Raw genomic sequence first — 17,227 nt, 5'->3', positions numbered from 1 at the left:
GGCTCGCGCCCAGCAGGAACAGTTCCAGCGGCATTGCCAAGTTGTTTGAGCTTGGAGGCAAATGAGCGGGGGCGTCCGCTCATGCGGTCATCTGGATCGCATAGTCGTTCCACAGCGCGAAGGCGTCGGCCCGGGCATGGCGGTATGAGGCAGCGATGAGGCGATAGCGGTGAGGACAGAAAATGGTGTTGATCTGATCGTGGGCGGCGGGAAATCTCTGCGCCTGGCGTTGGGATTTGAAGCGCCCCATGATCTTCTCCCGCTTGTGGGTTGGCCTGTGTGAGCCCTCGATCCGGTTGTTCAACCCCTTGTGCGCCCGGTGATTGGCACCGGGAGCCAGTTTCCGGATCGGAGCAAAATAGCTGCGGAGCCTGTCGGTGATCACGACGCGGAGCTGCCCGAAACGTGCGATGAGCCTTACCAGAAAGCGCCTTGCCGCCTTGGCGTTCCGGCGGGTTTGCACGAGAATGTCAAGCGTTTCGCGATTGGCGTCAATTGCCCGCCAGAACCAGTGCTTCTTGCCACGGATCGGAATGACGACCTCGTCCAAATGCCATTTGTCCGAAGGCGCTGGCCTGTTTCGCCGGATACAGTTGGCGAAATGGGCGCCAAAGCGGTTGACCTAAAGCCGGACGGTTTCGCGGCTGACGATCACGCCGCGCTCTGCCAGAAGGTCCTCGACGTCGGCCGTGCTCAGGGCGAAGCGATGATAGGCCCAGACGGCATAAGCGATGACCTCGCGGGGGAAGCGAAAGCCCTTCAGGCGCGGCATGGATGATGGTGCCCTCAAAAAAACCGGTAGCAAAACCATCAGACGCAAACAACTTGGCAAGTCCGCGCATAGCCGGGGGAGGCGAGGTGCGACGCTATCTGCGCATCTCCCAGTCCTGGTCGTGGGCCAATATTGCGATGCCCAGCACACGTCTTGACCCGACCTCCAGCTTCATAAGCCGCCCCGGTGCCAAAGCGGAAGTCCATCATCGGTTTGGTCATCGGAGAAAGCCCGCAGTTCAGGTTGATCAGAAACCGCAACCTGCAGGGAAATCTGATAGAGGACGCAACCTATAATTTCATAGATGCCTTCTATTGGCACCGAATACGATACAATCTTGTCACCTATTTGCCTTACCCGATCCGTATTCAACACGGAGACTATGGATGTCACGAGTCACTTCCACCTGCGCCGCCGCCACATACGCGTTTGCCCTCGCTGCGTCGCTTGCAGCGCCAGCCAGCGCGGCCACCTTCCTTTTCATCCGGCATGCTGAAAGCACGAGCAATGCCGGGACAGCGACGACGGTCGAGGAAAATCTCGATCCACCGCTGACCCCGCTGGGCAAGGAGCAGGCGGTCGATCTTGCGGCAATACTGGACAGCTATGACGTGACGGCGATCTACACGAGCGCTTATCAACGGACCCAGCTTACCATCGCGCCCACTGCCGCGGAGTTCGGACTGACTCCCACGGTGGATGCCCGGACCAACGAATGGTACCTCGGAGACGTGATGAGCTTGGAGGAAATGGCCGAGGTCAACGCCTACGGGGTCATCGGCGCTTGGGCGGCGGGCGATCACAGTGCCAAAGCGAACCTGCCGAATGCGGAATCGCTGGACGACATGGCTGCCCGTGTCATCCCGGCATGGCAGGAAATCACGCGGGCCCACAAGGATGACAAAGGCGTCGTTCTTCTTGTCGGCCATGGGGCGGAGATCGGCTTCGTCATGCCGTATTTCGCACAGAACGTCAGTTTCGACTTCGCTTTTGCAAACGGTCTCCATAACACCGGCATCGTCCAGCTGGAGTTTCGTGGCGATCAGCCTGTGGTGACGAACTGGCAAGGCACCGATATGCCCGCGGCGGTTCCCCTGCCGGCGAGCGGACTACTCCTGCTCGGCGGTGCAGGTGTGCTGCTTGCCCGTGGCCTGCGCAGAGTGCAGTCCGGCGCGGCCTGATCGGTCTGGCGGAGCCCCACCCGGACGAACGACCGGTCCGTCGCTGACCGGGTTGGCTCGGAGACCCGCAGGCAAGACGTCGGGAGGCGGTCAAAACCGGGGTGCGCCGCTTGCCGCGACAGGCCGTGCATGACCCCCAACCTTGCTTCCCACCGACGCATTCGGCGCGACACAGCATGGATGCGTCCATTCTTGGGCCACTCGTATTGGATTGAGGACGCCTTGCGCCAGCACGGGCGGCAATGGCACCGCTAGACGGTGCGCTCCGGCGGGGTCGCGGCCCGACCCTACCCGGCCGGGTGGCTTGCGATCCGCCCCGTGCCCTCGGCAATGCTGGTGCCCGAGGAGTGACGCGCCCGATGGCCGGGCCGCGAGCAAGGGGGTGACAAGCATGAGCCTGGCGGGCGTCTGGCAGAACGAATACGGCTCTCGGATGAGCCTTTGCAGCGGTGATGGCCGGGTCTGGGGGCGCTATGCCTCCACCACCGGCTCGACCGGCAGCTATCTGGTGCTGGGCCGGGACGGCGGCGGGCAGGCCGGGCCGGCGGCGGGGGTACCGGTGGCGCTGGCGATCGCCTGGCAATCTGTGGCGTCGGGGCCCGCGGATGCCAGCTGGCACTGGGTCTCGGGCCTGTCGGGGCAGATCTGTCACAGCGCGACGGGGGAAGAGCGTTTGATCATGAACCATCTGCTGGTCGCGTCATGCGATTTTCCGGGCCTGTCGCCGGCGGGCAGCTATCTGGACAAGCTGATCTATCACCGCATCGCCCCGGCCGAGGAACTGGCCCCGCCGCCCGCCGGCACGGGGCTCGACCATCCGCTGAACGGCGCCTGGCAGGGCGGCGGCCTTGGCCTGTCGCTGCGGGTCGGCGCCGGCCAGCCGGGCGTGCTGTCGGGGCGCATCGACCTTGCCGGTCGCGTGCAGCATCTAGCGGGCTTCATCGACACGCGGCCGCCGCAGCCGGGCATGGCGGGCACGGCGCTGACCCTGACGGCGCTGGACGCCGAAACGGGCCAGACCCTGGCGCTGGCCGGGCTGTATCACCCGGGGGCGCAGCGGCTGGAATTGCAGGCGATGAGCGCCCGGTCCACCGCCTCGGCCGACAGCTACATGCAGACGGCGCTGCGCGGACTGGTGCTGGAGCCGGCCGGGGCATGAGATCCGGTCGGCGGCCTGCCACAGGAAAACCGGCGGGGGAGATCAGCTTGGTCTCGGTCGCGGGCAGAAACTTGCTATCCATTCCGGGTCGGGTCATTGTGCCCGCCCGCCATGGATGGTCCCGCCTATGCCCCCACTGCCGGTTGACAGCCCGCTTGACGCGGTGGCGCGCCTGAAGGCGCAGCCGCCGCGTACCGCTGCCACGGTGCTGGCCCGCCCCCGGCTGATGCAGGCTCTGGCCTCGGTCCAGCCCTGCCGGTTGCTGCTGCTGGTCGCGCCGGCGGGCTATGGCAAGACCACGCTGATGGCCCAATGGGCCGAGCATACGCAGGCCCAGGGTGAATGCGTGATCTGGCTGACGCTGGACGCCGGCGACAGTGCGCCGGAGCGGCTTCTGGCCGGGCTGGCCTTTGCCATGCGGCAGGCCGGTATCGCGCTGCCGGCTGGCGCCGAGCCGCTGCCGCCCGAGCAGCTGCTGGACGGCATTCTTCAGGCGCTGCACGCCCGGCCCGGGCCGGTCACGCTGATACTGGACGGCTATCACCATGTCGCAGGCCCGTCCGCCGATGCCTTTCTGGGCCGTATGGCGACGCTGCTGCCCGACACGCTGCGGCTGATCCTCGGCGCCCGCCAGCGGCCGGGCGCGCCCGGGCTGTCGGGCGCGTCCCTGGTTGAGATGGGCGGCGGGATGCTGCGCTTTGACTGCGAAGAGGCGCGGGCCTTTCTGCACGCCCCGACGCCCGAGGCGATGCACGACCCAAGCCTCGACCCGCTGCTGAACAGGCTGGACGGCTATCCCGTCGCCCTGCATCTGGCCCGCACCGCGCTGGTGCAGGGCCAGGCGCCGCAGCAGGTGCTGGCCGCGCTTTTGCACCGGGGCGGGCAAATGTGGCAGCTGTTCGCCAACGAGGTCTTGCAGCCGCTGCCCGCCGAGGCGGTGGATTTCCTGCTGGAAAGCTCGATCCTTGAACGGTTCGACACCGCCATCGCAGATGCGCTGCGCGACCGGCCGGACAGCTGGCGGATCATGGACCGGCTTGAGCCGCTGCACCCGCTGCTGACCCAATCCGGGACCGACCGGGGTCGGTTCCGGTATCAGCCGCTGTTCGCCGAATTCCTCCGCAGCCTGCTGGTGCAGCGCCGGCCGGGCGACCTGCCGGCGCTGCATGGGCGTGCCTCGGCCGCCTTCGAGCGCGCCGGGCTGGTGGTCGAGGCGGTGCGCCATGCCGCCGCCGCCGGGGCCTTTGACCGCTGCGCCGCGCTGGTCCAGCAGGCCGGCGGCTGGCGGCTGGTGCTGTATGGCGGTCAGGACCAGCTGGAGCAGCTGTTGGACGCCATCCCGCGCGCGGCGCGCATGGCCTATCCGCGCCTGCTGATCGCCGAGGCCTATGTCAACCTGAAGAACGGCGAGCTGCGCGACGCGCTGATCACCTACGAGCTGGCCGCCGGCGAGGTGCCGCCGATCCGCGACGATCCCTGGCCGCTGGACGAGGTGACACGCGACGTGCTGACCATCGGCACCATGGTCCGCGCCTATACCGATCGGGGCATCGACGAGGATTTTCTGGAATCCGTGGTGCTGCTGGACCGGAAAAGCACGCGCGAGGACGGGCTGGCGGTCGGCACCATCGGCTGTGCCGGCGCCATCTGCGCCATGTGTCTGGGCCGCATGGAGCAGGCCGAGCATCTGGCCCGCTCGTCGATGGATTTCGTGCGCGAGGCCAATTCGGTGCTGGCGCTGAACTATTGCTTCATCCACGCCGGCATGGCCTCGCTGTATCGCGGCGAGCTGCGCCGGGCACTGGCCTATCTGATGCGCGCCCGCTCCATGGCGACCGAGAATTTCGGCATTGACAGCGGGCTGAGTGCCAGCAGCGAGTTGGCGCTGGCGCTGGCCACGGTCTGGCAGACCGGCGAGATCGGGCTGGGCGTGGCGGAATTCGATCAGGCGCTGGATCAGGTCACCGCTCTGGATGGCTGGTTCGAGATCTATGCCGCCGGGCTGGACAGCGCCGTGCATGCTGCGCGCAGCAGCGGTGATCTGGCGGCGATGGACCGGCTGATCGGTATCGGCACCCGGCTGACCGGGGCGCGGCAGCTGGACCGGCTGGAGGATATCGTGCTGGCCCATCGCCTGCTGCGCCATCTGGCGGCGGGCGACCGCCCCGCCGCCGATGCCGCGGCCGAACTGCTGATGCGGCGCCTGCCGCCGGGCTGCTGGCAGCAGGCGGCGCGTCATTGGCGCCCGGTGCAAGAGGCGGGGTTCGCGCTGGTGCATTGGGCATTGCCGCATGCCCCGGCGCTGGCGCTGCAACGGGCCGACGACGCGCTGGCCTGCGCCCGTCATCTGCGCATCCGCCTTTATGAGTTGCGCGCGCTGGTGCTGCGCGCCGAGGTGCTGACGGTCCTGCAACGGCTGGACGCGGCCGAGGCCGACATCCGCGCCGCTGTCGAACTGGCCTGCGACGCAGCGATCCGCCGGCCGTTTCTGGACGCGCCGCGTCTGGCCGGGTTGTTCGCGCGGATGCAGCGCGCCTTCTGGCAGGGCGGCGGCCGGCCGCTCGAGGCGGATTTCCTGGCCAGCATCCTGGCCCGCCTGGGCGAGTTCCGGGACCAGGACCCCAGCCCCTCGCCGCTGAGCCCGCGCGAGCATGAGGTAATGCAGGAGCTGGGGCGCGGCCTGACCAACAAGGAGATCGCCCGGGTGCTGGACATGACCGAGAACACCGTCAAGTTCCATCTCAAGAACATCTTTCCCAAGCTGGGCGTCGATCGGCGCGCCCATGCGCTGGCGGCATATCGCGCGCTGACCGCCCGGCCCGGCCAGGGCCCCGACAGCCGGGGGCAAGGGTAGGGGCGGCCCCCGGCGCGCGCCCCTTCTTGAGGGTAGCTTGTGCGAATCCCCTTCGGCGCGTCGTGTTTCTTCATCTTGTCCCGACAGAAGGCCGGCGAACGGTCCAGCGGGAACCGACATGGAGGACTGATGTCAGACCTGAGCAACCTTGCCCGCCCCGCTACCCAGCCGCTAAGGCTGCTGTGGGTGAACCCGGTGAACAGCCCGGATTATGATGCGGCCATCGCGGCGCTTATCGCCAGCGTCAAGCGCCCGCAGACCGAGGTGCATGTCGTCTCGCTGGACGTCCCGGGCCCGGTGCGGCTGACCAATCTGGAATGGCGCGCGCTGGAGGCCCAGATCTGGCTGCCGGTGACCGAGATCGCCCATTACGCCGGCACCAACGGTTTTGACGGCTATGCCATCGGCTGCTTTTACGACACCGCGCTGGATGAGGCGCGCGAGGTCTCGGGCGAAGCGGTGGTCTGCGCGCCCTGCCAATCGGCACTGCAGATCGTCTCGAACCTGTGCAACCGCTTTTCGGTGGTGATCGGCAAGGAAAAATGGCGCGTCCAGATGCAGGACCGCATCCGCCATTACGGCTATGGCGACAAGCTGGCCTCGTTCCGGGCGGTGGATCTGCATGTCGATGAATTCCAGGCCGATACCGCCCGCACCGAGGCCGCGATCCGACAGGCCGTGCGCGAGGCGGTTGAGATCGACAAGGCCGAGGCGGTGATCCTGGGCTGCACCATCGAGTTCGGCTTTTACGCGCAGTTGCAGAAGGAATTCGGCATCCCGGTGATCGACGCGGTCTTTGCCTGTTTCAAGGCCACCGAGGATGCCGCGATGAACAAGCGCCAGTTCGGCTGGGCACCCAGTCGGCGCTACAGCATGGCACCGCCGGACCCGGGCCGCCGCGAGGCCAGCGGCATCTTTGCCGGCCCGGCCCCGATCGGCAACCGGCTGATCGTGCCCCGCGACTGACGAGCCGCAACTGAAACCTGCGACCGAAACCCCGCCTCCGTCCCGGTGACGGGGCCGGCAACCCTCATGGCAAAGAGCCAACCCCATGCACAAGACGCTTTTCGCTATCCCCTGTCTGGCCGCAGCGCTGGCGTTGCCGTTTTCCGCCCGGGCCGGCAATTTCATCGGCCATTCCCAGCCCGGCAAGCCCGGCTATGCGGTGCAGTTTTGGCCCAGCTTTTCGCACGACCGCGATGGCGTCGACACCGCCCGCAGCTTTTTCCAGCTGGCCTGGTTCAGCGAAACCGGCGTGACCGGCACCACGCGCGACCAGTTCGAGCTGTGGGGTGCCATCAATGCCGGCTATCAGACCACGCCCAAGGGCTCGGACGAGTCGCGCTGGGGGCTGTCCGTGCCGCAGCTGGGGGCGGAATATTACTACCAGATGTACAGCTCGCAGGCCGCGCCGGGCGAGACGGGGTTCCGCAGTTGGTGGATCAGCCCGACGCTGATCGTAAACGGCCCGAATGGCAGCAGCAAAAGCGCCGGCATGGGCGCCGGGGCGGATCAGTATTCCGTATCGCTGAACGTGAACAACTATGTCGGCTATAACCGCTGGGAATTCACCGTCTCGCCGGTCTCGGCCTTCTACGCCTTTCGCAACCGCAGCAAGACCGCGCTGGCCGAAGGCGAGGATCGCGCCCTGCGTGGCGGGCTGTCGATGACCTTTGCCGATGTCGCGGTCGGCTACCGGGCCGGCAACGGCTTCAGCGTCGGGACGCATCACCAATACGACGTCTACAACATGTCGGATTCGGATTTCGACCGGGCCGAGCGCGGCATGATCGGCCCCAGCGTCACCTATACCGGCGCCGCCGATCGGGGCCTGTTCTTCGCCGCGACGCTGGATGTGGATTACCACAACGAAAACACCAGCCGCACCACCACGCTCAACACCTGGATCGCCAAGACCTTCTAGCCCGATCCGGTCCCGACCCTGCGGGCCGGCGGATGTGCCGGCCTCACCAGCACCCGGCCTGCCCAGCACAAGGAAAAGCCCATGAACAAGATCCTGCGCGTTGCCACAGATGTCGGCGGCACCTTCACCGATCTGGTCTGTTTCGAGACCGATCCGGCCAGCGGGGCGTCGCGGATCGTCACCGCGAAATCCGACACCACGCCGCCGAATTTCGAACAGGGCGTGCTGAACGTGCTGGCCCGCGCCGGCGTCGATCCGGCCGAGGTCGATTTCATGGCGCATGGCACCACCGTGGTCATCAACGCCCTGACCGAGCGCAAGGGCGTCCGGGTCGGGCTGATCACTACCAAGGGCTTTCGCGACACGCTGCAGATCGCGCGCGGCAACCGCCCGGATTTCTTCAACCTCCATTACCGCAAGCCCGAACCCTTCGTGCCGCGCTATCTGCGCCGCGAACTGCCGGGCCGGTTGACCTATCAGGGCGATGAGATGACGGCGCTGGACCTGGCGCCGCTGCCCGGCATCGTCGCCGATTTTCAGGCCGAGGGCGTCGAGGCGGTGGCGATCAGCTTTCTGCATTCCTATGCCAATACCGCGCATGAACAGGCGGTGCTGGCGGCGCTGCAAGAGCTGTGGCCGGGCGTGCCTGCGGTTGCGTCGCATCAGATCACCCGCGAATGGCGGGAATACGAACGCGGCAACACCACGGTGCTGTCGGCTTATGTCCAGCCGCTGGCGGAGCGCTATCTGTCGCGGCTGGCCTCGGGGCTGGCCGAGCGCGGGCTGCGCAGCGACCCCTATATCATGCAGTCGAATTGCGGCGTCGATTCGCTGGCCTCGGCCAGCCGCATCCCGATCACCATGGTCGAAAGCGGCCCGGCCTCGGGGTTCTGGGGCGCGGCCGAGCTGGGCAAGCTGATCGGAGAGCCGAACGTGCTGGCGCTGGACATCGGTGGCACCACCGCGAAATGCTCGCTGATCGAGAACGGCGCTGTCAAGATCAAGACCGATTACTGGATCGAGCGCGACCGCAGCTCGGCCGGCTATCCGATCATGGTGCCGGTGGTGGATCTGGTCGAGATCGGCAATGGCGGCGGCTCGATCGCCTGGGTCGATGATTTCGACAAGCTGCATGTCGGGCCGCAATCGGCCGGCGCCATGCCCGGCCCGGCCGCCTATGGGCGCGGCGGCAGCCATGCCACCACCACCGATGCCAATCTGTGGCTGGGCCGGATCAACCGCGACTATTTCTGCGGCGGCGATGTGATGGCCGACATGGCGGCCACCGAAACCGCGCTGACCGCACTGGCCGATAGGCTGGGCAGCGATCCCGACGCGGCGGCGCGCGGCATCATCCGCATCGCCAACAACAACATGGTCAACGCGCTGAAGCTGGTCTCGGTCAATCGTGGCCATGATCCGCGCGATTTCACCCTGGTGGCTTTTGGCGGCGGTGGCGCGATGCACGCCGTCGCACTGGGGCAGGAGCTGGGGGTGAAAAAAGTGGTGATCCCGGCCGGCGCCTCGGTGTTCTCGGCCTGGGGGATGATGATGTCGGATCTGCGCCGCGACTATTTCGTCACCCGGCTTTGCGACCTGGCCCCCGGCGCCGGCGCCCGGATCGAAGCGGCTTTTGCCGGTGCCGAGGCCGAGGCGCTGGCCCAGTTCGCCGCAGAAGGCATCGGGCCGGAGCGTGTCAGCTTTCAGCGCTATGGCAAGTTCCGCTATCAGAACCAGGAGCACACCACCGAGGTGCTGATCGACGCGCGCCCGGTCACCGATGCCGGGCTGGCCGGCATCGCCACCGCCTTCCACGATCTTTACGAACAGGAATACACCTACCGTCTGGACGCGCCGATCGAGATGGTCGGCATCCATCTGGTCGCCCGCTCCGAGGTCGGCAAGCTGACCATGGCGCACGCCGATCCGGGCGACAGCGACGCCAGCCCGGCGCTGAAAGGCCAACGCGCTGTCGATTACGCGCTGGAGGGCGTGCATTGGGCGGCGATCTATGACGGCGCGCTGCTGCAGCCCGGCATGGCTTTCGCCGGTCCTGCGATCATCGAGGACAGCGGCACCACCACCGTCATCCACCCCGGCAACCGGGTCGGCATCGACGGCTATCGCAACATCCACATCACTTTGGCGGCATGAGGCGCGACGACATGATGAACAAGGATCCGATCACCCTGGAGATCATCCAGAACTCGTTGCAGGCGACCGCCGACGAGATGTTCCTGGTGATGAAGAAAACCGCGATGAGCTCGATCATCTACGAGGTGCTCGACATGGCGACGGGCATCACCGATCCGCGCGGCCAGCTGGCCAGTTCGGGCGCGGGCATCCCGGCCTTTGTCGGAGTGCTCGACAAGGCCGTGAAGGTGATCGTGCAGAAATTCGACAAGCCGGGCGAGATCGAGCCGGGCGATGTCTTTGCCACCAATTGCCCCTATTACGGCGGCGTCACGCATCTGAACGACATCATCGTCGCCATGCCGGTCTTTGCCGAGGGGCGCATCGTCGCCTGGTCGGCGGCCATGGGGCACAATTCCGACGTGGGCGGCATCGCGCCCGGCTCGCTCAGCGGCGATGCGACAGAGATCTTTCAGGAAGGGCTGCGCCTGCCCGCGATCAAGCTGATCGCCCGGGGAGAGACGATCCGCCCGGTGCTGGAGATCATCAAGGTCAATTCGCGCATGCCCGAGGTGCTCGAGGGCGATCTGTGGGCCACCATCGCCGCGGTGCGCACCGGGGCGCGGCGTCTGGCCGAGCTGTCGGCCAAATACGGTGCCGACACGTTCGACGCGGCGATGACCGGCTTCATGGACATGGGCGAACGCATCGCGCGCGCCGAACTGGCCCGGCTGCCGCAGGGCCGGTTCGAGCTGTCCGAGGAACAGGATGACGGCCGCATCTTCAAGGTCGCCATCACCATCACCCCCGAGGAATTCATCGTCGATCTGCGCGACAATCCCGATCAGTCGGCCTCGCCGGTGAACACGGCACGCGACGGGGCGATGGTCTCGGCGCAGATGCTGTTCAAATCGCTGACCTCGCCCGAGACGGCGGCGAACGAGGGCTCGTTCCGGCCGATCCGGCTGCTGACGCGCGAAGGCTCTGTGTTTCACGCGCGCGAGCCGGCGCCGATCGGCTTTTACTATGAAATCGAGCTGCGCATCTATGACATGATGTGGCGCTGTCTGGCGCCGCATGTGCCCGAGAAGCTGGCGGCGGGGCATTTCGCCTCGGTCTGCGGCACCTTCATCAGCGGCACCCATCCCGACACTGGCCGCCACTACACCATCATCGAGCCGCAGATCGGCGGCTGGGGCGCTAGCCAGCAGGCCGATGGCAACAGCGCCATGTTCTGCGGGTTTCACGGCGAGACCTACAATTGCCCGGCCGAGATCAACGAGGCGCGCAACGGCGTCATCGTCGACCGGATGGAGCTGAACCTGGAACCGGGCGGCGAGGGCCGCTTTGCCGGCGGGCGCGGCATCGTCATGGATTACCGGATGCGGGCGCGCGACGGGCTGCTGACCATGGGCTACACCCGCTCGAAATTCCCGCCATGGGGTCTGGATGGCGGCCGCGACGGCACGCCGAACTATGTCGAGGTGCTGCGCAAGGCGGGCGGGCGCGAACGCTATGCCTTCGTCTCGGGGCTGAAGCTGGGGCCGGATGACGTGATCCGGGTGGTGACCGCGAATGGCGGCGGGCTGGGCGATCCGCGCCAGCGCTCGCGCGAGGCGGTGGCGCGTGACATGCGCAATGGGCTTGTGACCGCTGAGCGGGTGGCCGAGGTCTATGGCGAGGCGGTCTGACCGCCGTTCCGGCCCTCCCGCCCCGGTGGGATGGCGCTTCCTGAGGAAAGGCACAATACCATGATCGGAACTTCCGATGCCGCGACCGAACTGGCCGCGATCCGCAGCACCCGCGACCAGGCCCGGCCCATCGCCACCGCCGAGCATCTGCAGCGCCTTGCCCGGGCGCAGGCGCTGCTGCCGGAACTGGGCGCGGATGCGCTGATCGTCGGTGCCGGGCACAGCCTGACCTATTTCACCGGCATCGGCTGGTCGATGATCGAGCGCATCGTCGCGCTGGTGCTGATCCCCGGCCGTGCGCCGGTGATCCTGTGCCCGGCCTTCGAGGCCGGCTCGCTGGCGGCGGCGCTGAAGATCCCGGCCGAAGCGCTGCTTTGGCAGGAGGACGAGGATCCCTATGCGCTGCTGGGCGCGCTGCTGGCCGAGGCCGGGCTGCGCCGGATCGCGCTGGATCCGGTGCTGCCCTTTGGCATGGCCGATGCCATCACGCGCGCCACGCCCTCCGCCACGGTGCTGTCGGGCGCGGCCCTGATCGACGCTTGCCGGATGCGCAAATCCCCGGCCGAGCTGGCGCTTATCCGCCAGGCCATGGCGATGACGCTGGAGGTGCAGGAACGCGCCGCCCGCATCCTGCACCCCGGTATCCGCGCCAGCGAGGTCACGGCCTTTGTCCAAGCCGCGCATCGCGCCATCGGCAGCGACGGCACCACCTTCTGCATCGTGCAGTTCGGCGCCTCGACCGCCTTTCCGCATGGCCTGCCTCAGGACGACGTTCTGGCGCCGGGCGACATGGTGCTGGTCGATACCGGCTGCCTGCTGCACGGCTATCACTCCGACCTGACGCGCAGCTATGTCTTTGGCAGCCCGGACGCCGAACAGCGCCGGATCTGGGCCATCGAGCGCGCCGCCCAGCAGGCGGTGTTCGACGCGGCCGGGCCAGGCGTCGCCTGCGGGGCGCTGGACGACGCGGCGCGCGCGGTGCTGACCCGCAACGGGCTTGGCCCCGATTACCGCCTGCCCGGCCTGCCGCATCGCAGCGGCCACGGGCTGGGCATGACCATCCACGAGGCGCCCTATCTCGTGCGCGGCAATGCCTTGCCGCTTGCGCCGGGCATGTGCCTGTCGAATGAGCCGATGATCGTGCTGCCGGGCCGCTTCGGCATCCGGCTCGAGGATCATTTCCACATCACCGAAACCGGTGCCGAATGGTTCACCGAACCCTCGCCCGATATCGAGCGCCCCTTCGGCTGACCGGCCGGTGGCGGGGACCAAGGCCCAAACGGCCGCAACAACAGGGAAACGCAGATGACCACGCATGACACCGAGGCCGCCCATCACGGCTATGCCACCGACCTTGTTCCGCCCGACCAGCAGGGCAGCGGCTGGAAGGTGTTCTTCATCGTCGCCGGCAGCCTGTGCGGCCTGCCCTGCTTTATCCTGGCCGCGCAGATCTTTGGCAGCCTGGGCTTTCGCCAAGGCGTGCTGGCGGTGCTGCTGGGGGGCGCGATCTCGGGCGTGCTGGGGGCGCTGACCTCGGCCACCGGCTCGCGCAGCCGCATGGGGCTCGCGCTGCTGGCGGACCGCACCTTCGGGCCGCTGGGCGCTCGCGCCGTCAAGCTGGTGATCGCTTTGTCGCTGATCGGCTGGTTCGGGGTGAATATCGGCGTCCTTGGCACCACCGGCGCCCGGGCGCTCAGCCAGATCAGCGGCCATACGGTCGCGGCGCTGGCCGTGGGCCTACCGGTCTGCGTGCTGATCGCCGCCATCACCATCGCCGGCGCCACCGGGCTGGAAAAGCTGGGCAAGGTTCTGGTGCCCTGCACGCTGATCATCCTGGGCCTGTCGTTCTATCTGGTCAGCGACCGCATAACCGAAGTGCTGGGCCAGCCCGGCAGCGGCACGCTGAGCTTTGGCAGCGCGGTTTCGGCCATGGTCGGCACCTATGTGGTGGGCATCGTCATCCAGCCCGATTACGGGCGCTTCGTGCAGGTTCCGGCGGGCGCGGCGGCGGGCAGCGGGCTGGCGCTGGGGCTGTTCTACCCGGCATTGATGATCATCTCTGCCTTTGCCAGCCTGGTCACCGGCGCGCCCGAGCTGATCTCGGCGATGATCATCCTGGGCGTCGGCATCCCGGCCCTGGTCGTGCTGCTGCTGGGCGCCTGGATCGATTCCTCTGCCTGCCTCTATTCGGCCAGCCTGTCGCTGGCCAACCAGTTCCCGCGCCTGAATTTCATCGGCATCGTGCTGGGCATCACCGCGATCGGGGTGGTGCTGGTGGTGCTGGGCGCCGATACCGCCTTCATCCCGTTCCTGATCGCGCTCAGCGTGTGCTTGCCGCCGCTGGCCTCGGTCATGGTGCTGTCGGCCTGGCTGGCCGGAGGCGAGACGCCGGCCGGCGCCGGACAGGCCCGCACGGCCGCTGTCGCCTGGATTTGCGGCGCGGCAGTGGGGCTGACGTCGAATTACGGCATCCTGCGGCTTTCGCATGTGCCCAGCATCGACGCGATCCTGGCCGCAACGGCGGTGTTCATGGCACTGCGTCTGGCCAGCACCCGCAGCCAGCTGGCGCGCGGTTGAAGCAGGTCAGCGGCGGTCCCGAAAAGGCCGCCGCTGACCTGCCCATGCGGTTCAGGCCTCCGCCATCAGCCGGCGCAGGTGGCGTATCGCCGCCGGCACCGGATCGATCACCGGCACCGCAAACCCGCCGGCCAATCCGCGCGCCGCCTGCGCCAAGGGGCCAGCGCCGATGATCACCGCTTTCGCGCCAGCCTATACGGCATCCTGCATGGCCTCCGCCAGCGCCGCCTGCAGCGCCTTGGGCTGAAAGGTCAGGCTGATGGCCTCGCCCCGGGTGTAATGGCAGCCGGTGAACTGTCCCATGGTACCGCTTGCCGCCACCTGCGCCCGAATCGAGGCATCCAGCAGCGGCGTGGTTGTCACGATGGATTGGGTTCTGTCGCAAATTTCAGTGTTGGTTGAGGACATCCCTATGGCCGGGCATACTTATCCCGCGAGCGCTGCGACCTGCTGAAAGGCAGTCTTGCGGCCAGCAGTAAGCTGACCCTTGCGGATCATGTGGACTGTTTCGATCCCGGCCAGAGCGGCCTGAGCCGAAGTAAACGACTTGAAGCCCATCATCGGTCGGGTCAGCTTTTTGATAAAGCGGTGATCTTGTTCGATGATGTTGTTGGGATACTTTACCTGCACCACTTCGATCAACCGGTACCACCCGGCCATGATCAACGCGATGTTCATGTTGTCCAGTCCGGCCAAGTTCGCGCCGCTCTTGTCGATGATCACCTTATCCGGCCAGCCGTTGTTTCCGATCGTGCGGGTGAAGAACGCAGTGGCCGCCGCTTCGTCACGGTTCTCGGACAGTATGAACTCAAGGGTTTGACCGCGCTTGTCGATAGCCCGGTAAAGGTAGAACCATCGCCCCTTCACCTTGATGTACGTCTCATCCATGCGCCAGGATCGACCAACTGCCGCCTTCCGCTTCTGTGCTTCAGCGGCAACCAGTGGGGCGTATTTCACTACCCAGCGGTTCAGCGTCGCATGATCGACATCCACACCGCGCTCGGCCAATATCTCTTCAAGATCGCGGTAGGAAACGGCGTAGCGAACGTAGAAAAATACGGCATAGAGGATCACGGATTTCGGGTAGTGGCTGCCCTTGAAGTCAATCATCCCGCCGATGCCCTCTCGCCGCTTGGAACCGGCACGACATCGCAAATGCCCTTCGACGCGAAAGGCCCTCAAAAAAATTGCGACAGAATCCTCCGTCGAGACGCGTTTAGTGCTCGGCGTCTATGGGGCATGTGGGTCAAAGACGCCTCGCCGTTCCTGCATCGCGATGAGCAGCTGCGCGCGCGAGTGCGCCAGCGGCTCGAAGATGCCGAGAGCACGGCGCTGCGCATCGTCAGTGCGCATCAGGATCTGCTTATCGAAATGGCCACTGCCCTTCTCAAGAAGCGCCGCTTCGAACCCGAGTACATGCAGCCATGGCTGGCCCGCGCCACCCGTGACGCCGAGACGGCGGCAAGGCCGCCGTCACACGCATCGGTAGCAAGTCACCAGCCGGACGCCAACCGACCCCAACACGGACCTCAGAGACGACCAGAACCAGATCGCATGACGGACGGAAAACGATGGAATTCAAGGTTGTGCAGGACATGGCGGAGAGCATCCTTACCCTGCTTGATGAAATGGTGGCCACGCTGGATGCGATACAGCTTGGGCCGGCGCCGGGCGATGTTTCGGCGGCGCCGTTCCTTCAACACTGGCGTCCGCTGATCGAACGCAGAGAGATGCCATTGCTTTGGGGGGCATTGTCAGGTTTGTTGCCCGGGGGTCGTGCGGCTATGCTGGACCCGCCTGAAAGGGCATCGCTTCCCCCGCAGCGTCATCGGCTACGCAGTCTGGCTGTACCATCGTTTTGCTCTCAGCCTGCGCGACGTCGAGGATGTTTTGGCTGAGCGCGGGGTCAGCGTCAGCCATGAGACGATCCGGGCCTGGTGCCTGCGATTTGGGCCGCAGTTTGCTGCCGCGATCCGGCGGGATCGCCCCAACCCGGCCGACAAATGGCACATGGACGAGATGGTCATCTCCATCGGCGGTCAGAAACACTGGCTTTGGCGCGCCGTTGACGCCAAGGGCGATACGCTAGAAATCCTGATACAAAGCCCCCGCAATGCCCTTGCGGCCAAGCGTTTTCTGAAAAAGCTTATGAAACACTCGGGCAATCCCCGTGTGCTCATCACTGACAAACTGCGCAGCTATGGCGTCGCGATCCGAGAGCTGTGCCCCAAGGCCGACCACCGGCGACACAAGGGACTGAACAACCTATGTGAAGCTTAACATCGGCACACCCGAAGGCGGGAGAAGGTGATGGGCCGGTTCAAGTCTGACCGGCACGCGCAGATGCTCCTCTCCGTTCACGATCAGACCGCCACCCTCTTTCGCCCTAAACGTCACCGTCTTTCCAGCAATCTCATACCGCCACGCCCGGGCTGACGCGTTCAGCCTCTGGGAGCACATGACCGAAGGACTCCGCGCATAAGGACCGGAAAGCACCAATCCTGCAGCGACCGAAAACAACCTGACATTGCCGGCGCGCGGTGCCGTCGAACATCACGCGCCCTGCCCGCATGGCGACGATCCGATCGCAATAGGCGCGCGCGGTGTCGAGCGTGTGGAGATTGACGAGGACGGTGATCCCGTCCTCGCGGTTGATCCTGCGCAGCGCATCCATCACGCGCGTCGCGTTGCCGGGGTCAAGACTGGCGATCGGTTCTTCGGCCAGCATCACACGGGGTTTCTGCACCAGCGCCCGTGCGATGGCGACGCGCTGCTGCTGACCGTCGGACAGGGTGCCCGCCCGCTCCAGCGCCTTGTGGGCAAGGCCCAGCCGGTCGAGTGCCTGAGCGGCGGCCCGCCGCTCGGCCTCCGAGAAATGCATGGCCATGGAGGAGAGAAGCCCATGGTTGGCCAACCGGCCGACCAGCACATTGGTC

General features: G+C 66.4%; 14 protein-coding genes and 2 pseudogenes. 10 read left to right on the top strand and 6 right to left on the bottom strand.

Translation table 11 applies throughout. From position 1 onward, the window contains the following. Positions 1–79: 79 nt before the first annotated feature. Positions 80–790: pseudogene (locus CG51_RS17655) on the bottom strand (IS6 family transposase). Positions 791–1,158: 368 nt separating this feature from the next. Here CG51_RS17655 and CG51_RS17650 point away from each other — a divergent pair. The 9 genes from CG51_RS17650 to CG51_RS17610 all read left to right on the top strand — a co-directional run bounded on the left by CG51_RS17650 (position 1,159) and on the right by CG51_RS17610 (position 14,291). After that, positions 1,159–1,953, top strand: a complete 795-nt coding sequence (locus tag CG51_RS17650; RefSeq protein WP_035747258.1) for a histidine phosphatase family protein — start codon at positions 1,159–1,161, stop codon at positions 1,951–1,953. Positions 1,954–2,344: 391 nt separating this feature from the next. Continuing rightward, positions 2,345–3,112 carry an avidin/streptavidin family protein gene (locus tag CG51_RS17645; protein ID WP_035747256.1) on the top strand — a complete coding sequence of 256 codons (768 nt, stop codon included), beginning with the start codon at positions 2,345–2,347 and terminating at the stop codon, positions 3,110–3,112. A gap of 127 nt (positions 3,113–3,239) precedes the next feature. Next, positions 3,240–5,966 (top strand): winged helix-turn-helix domain-containing protein, encoded by a 2,727-nt coding sequence (locus tag CG51_RS21000; RefSeq protein ID WP_051930848.1) that lies wholly within the window; start codon positions 3,240–3,242, stop codon positions 5,964–5,966. Positions 5,967–6,152: 186 nt separating this feature from the next. Continuing rightward, the gene (locus tag CG51_RS17635) at positions 6,153–6,932 is read left to right on the top strand and encodes an aspartate/glutamate racemase family protein (RefSeq protein ID WP_211254216.1); all 780 of its coding nucleotides are present in this window, start codon (positions 6,153–6,155) and stop codon (positions 6,930–6,932) included. An 85-nt stretch (positions 6,933–7,017) separates the two neighbouring features. Then, the gene (locus CG51_RS17630; RefSeq protein ID WP_051930846.1) at positions 7,018–7,890 is read left to right on the top strand and encodes a hypothetical protein; all 873 of its coding nucleotides are present in this window, start codon (positions 7,018–7,020) and stop codon (positions 7,888–7,890) included. An 81-nt stretch (positions 7,891–7,971) separates the two neighbouring features. Then, a complete protein-coding gene (locus tag CG51_RS17625) occupies positions 7,972–10,044 on the top strand; it encodes a hydantoinase/oxoprolinase family protein (protein ID WP_035747252.1) in 2,073 nt (690 codons plus the stop codon). Further along, entirely contained in the window at positions 10,041–11,714 is a 1,674-nt protein-coding gene (locus CG51_RS17620; protein WP_035747251.1) for a hydantoinase B/oxoprolinase family protein, read from the top strand. The genes CG51_RS17625 and CG51_RS17620 overlap by 4 nt, the downstream gene beginning before the upstream one ends. Positions 11,715–11,774: 60 nt before the next feature. After that, positions 11,775–12,965, top strand: a complete 1,191-nt coding sequence (locus CG51_RS17615) for a M24 family metallopeptidase (RefSeq protein WP_035747250.1) — start codon at positions 11,775–11,777, stop codon at positions 12,963–12,965. Positions 12,966–13,019: 54 nt separating this feature from the next. Beyond that, the gene (locus tag CG51_RS17610) at positions 13,020–14,291 is read left to right on the top strand and encodes a cytosine permease (RefSeq protein ID WP_035747249.1); all 1,272 of its coding nucleotides are present in this window, start codon (positions 13,020–13,022) and stop codon (positions 14,289–14,291) included. 51 nt (positions 14,292–14,342) lie between these two features. Here the strand turns inward: CG51_RS17610 and CG51_RS20995 are convergent, their stop codons facing one another. The 4 genes from CG51_RS20995 to CG51_RS20990 form a co-directional block, all read right to left on the bottom strand. After that, the gene (locus tag CG51_RS20995) at positions 14,343–14,468 is read right to left on the bottom strand and encodes a hypothetical protein (protein WP_269845381.1); all 126 of its coding nucleotides are present in this window, start codon (positions 14,466–14,468) and stop codon (positions 14,343–14,345) included. A gap of 15 nt (positions 14,469–14,483) precedes the next feature. Further along, positions 14,484–14,654 (bottom strand): hypothetical protein, encoded by a 171-nt coding sequence (locus CG51_RS19305; RefSeq protein ID WP_156961358.1) that lies wholly within the window; start codon positions 14,652–14,654, stop codon positions 14,484–14,486. Positions 14,655–14,717: 63 nt separating this feature from the next. Next, positions 14,718–15,401 (bottom strand): IS6 family transposase, encoded by a 684-nt coding sequence (locus CG51_RS17600; RefSeq protein WP_035747246.1) that lies wholly within the window; start codon positions 15,399–15,401, stop codon positions 14,718–14,720. A 120-nt stretch (positions 15,402–15,521) separates the two neighbouring features. Continuing rightward, complete coding sequence (locus CG51_RS20990; protein ID WP_269845380.1) at positions 15,522–15,644, bottom strand: hypothetical protein; 123 nt, start codon at positions 15,642–15,644, stop codon at positions 15,522–15,524. A 423-nt stretch (positions 15,645–16,067) separates the two neighbouring features. On the opposite strand from CG51_RS20990, the pseudogene CG51_RS17595 reads away from it, so the two are divergent. Then, positions 16,068–16,773: pseudogene (locus CG51_RS17595) on the top strand (IS6 family transposase). On the opposite strand, the gene CG51_RS17590 reads toward CG51_RS17595, so the two are convergent. Continuing rightward, a partial coding sequence (locus CG51_RS17590) for an ATP-binding cassette domain-containing protein (RefSeq protein WP_156961356.1) occupies positions 16,705–17,227 on the bottom strand: 523 nt, incomplete at its 5' end. The pseudogene CG51_RS17595 and the gene CG51_RS17590 overlap by 69 nt on opposite strands.

The sequence above is a fragment of the Haematobacter missouriensis genome, from assembly GCF_000740775.1.
In the GTDB taxonomy this organism is placed as follows: domain Bacteria; phylum Pseudomonadota; class Alphaproteobacteria; order Rhodobacterales; family Rhodobacteraceae; genus Haematobacter; species Haematobacter missouriensis.
The sequence above is the reverse complement of the archived record's forward strand: the minus strand, read 5'-3'. Positions and strand labels throughout refer to the sequence as shown.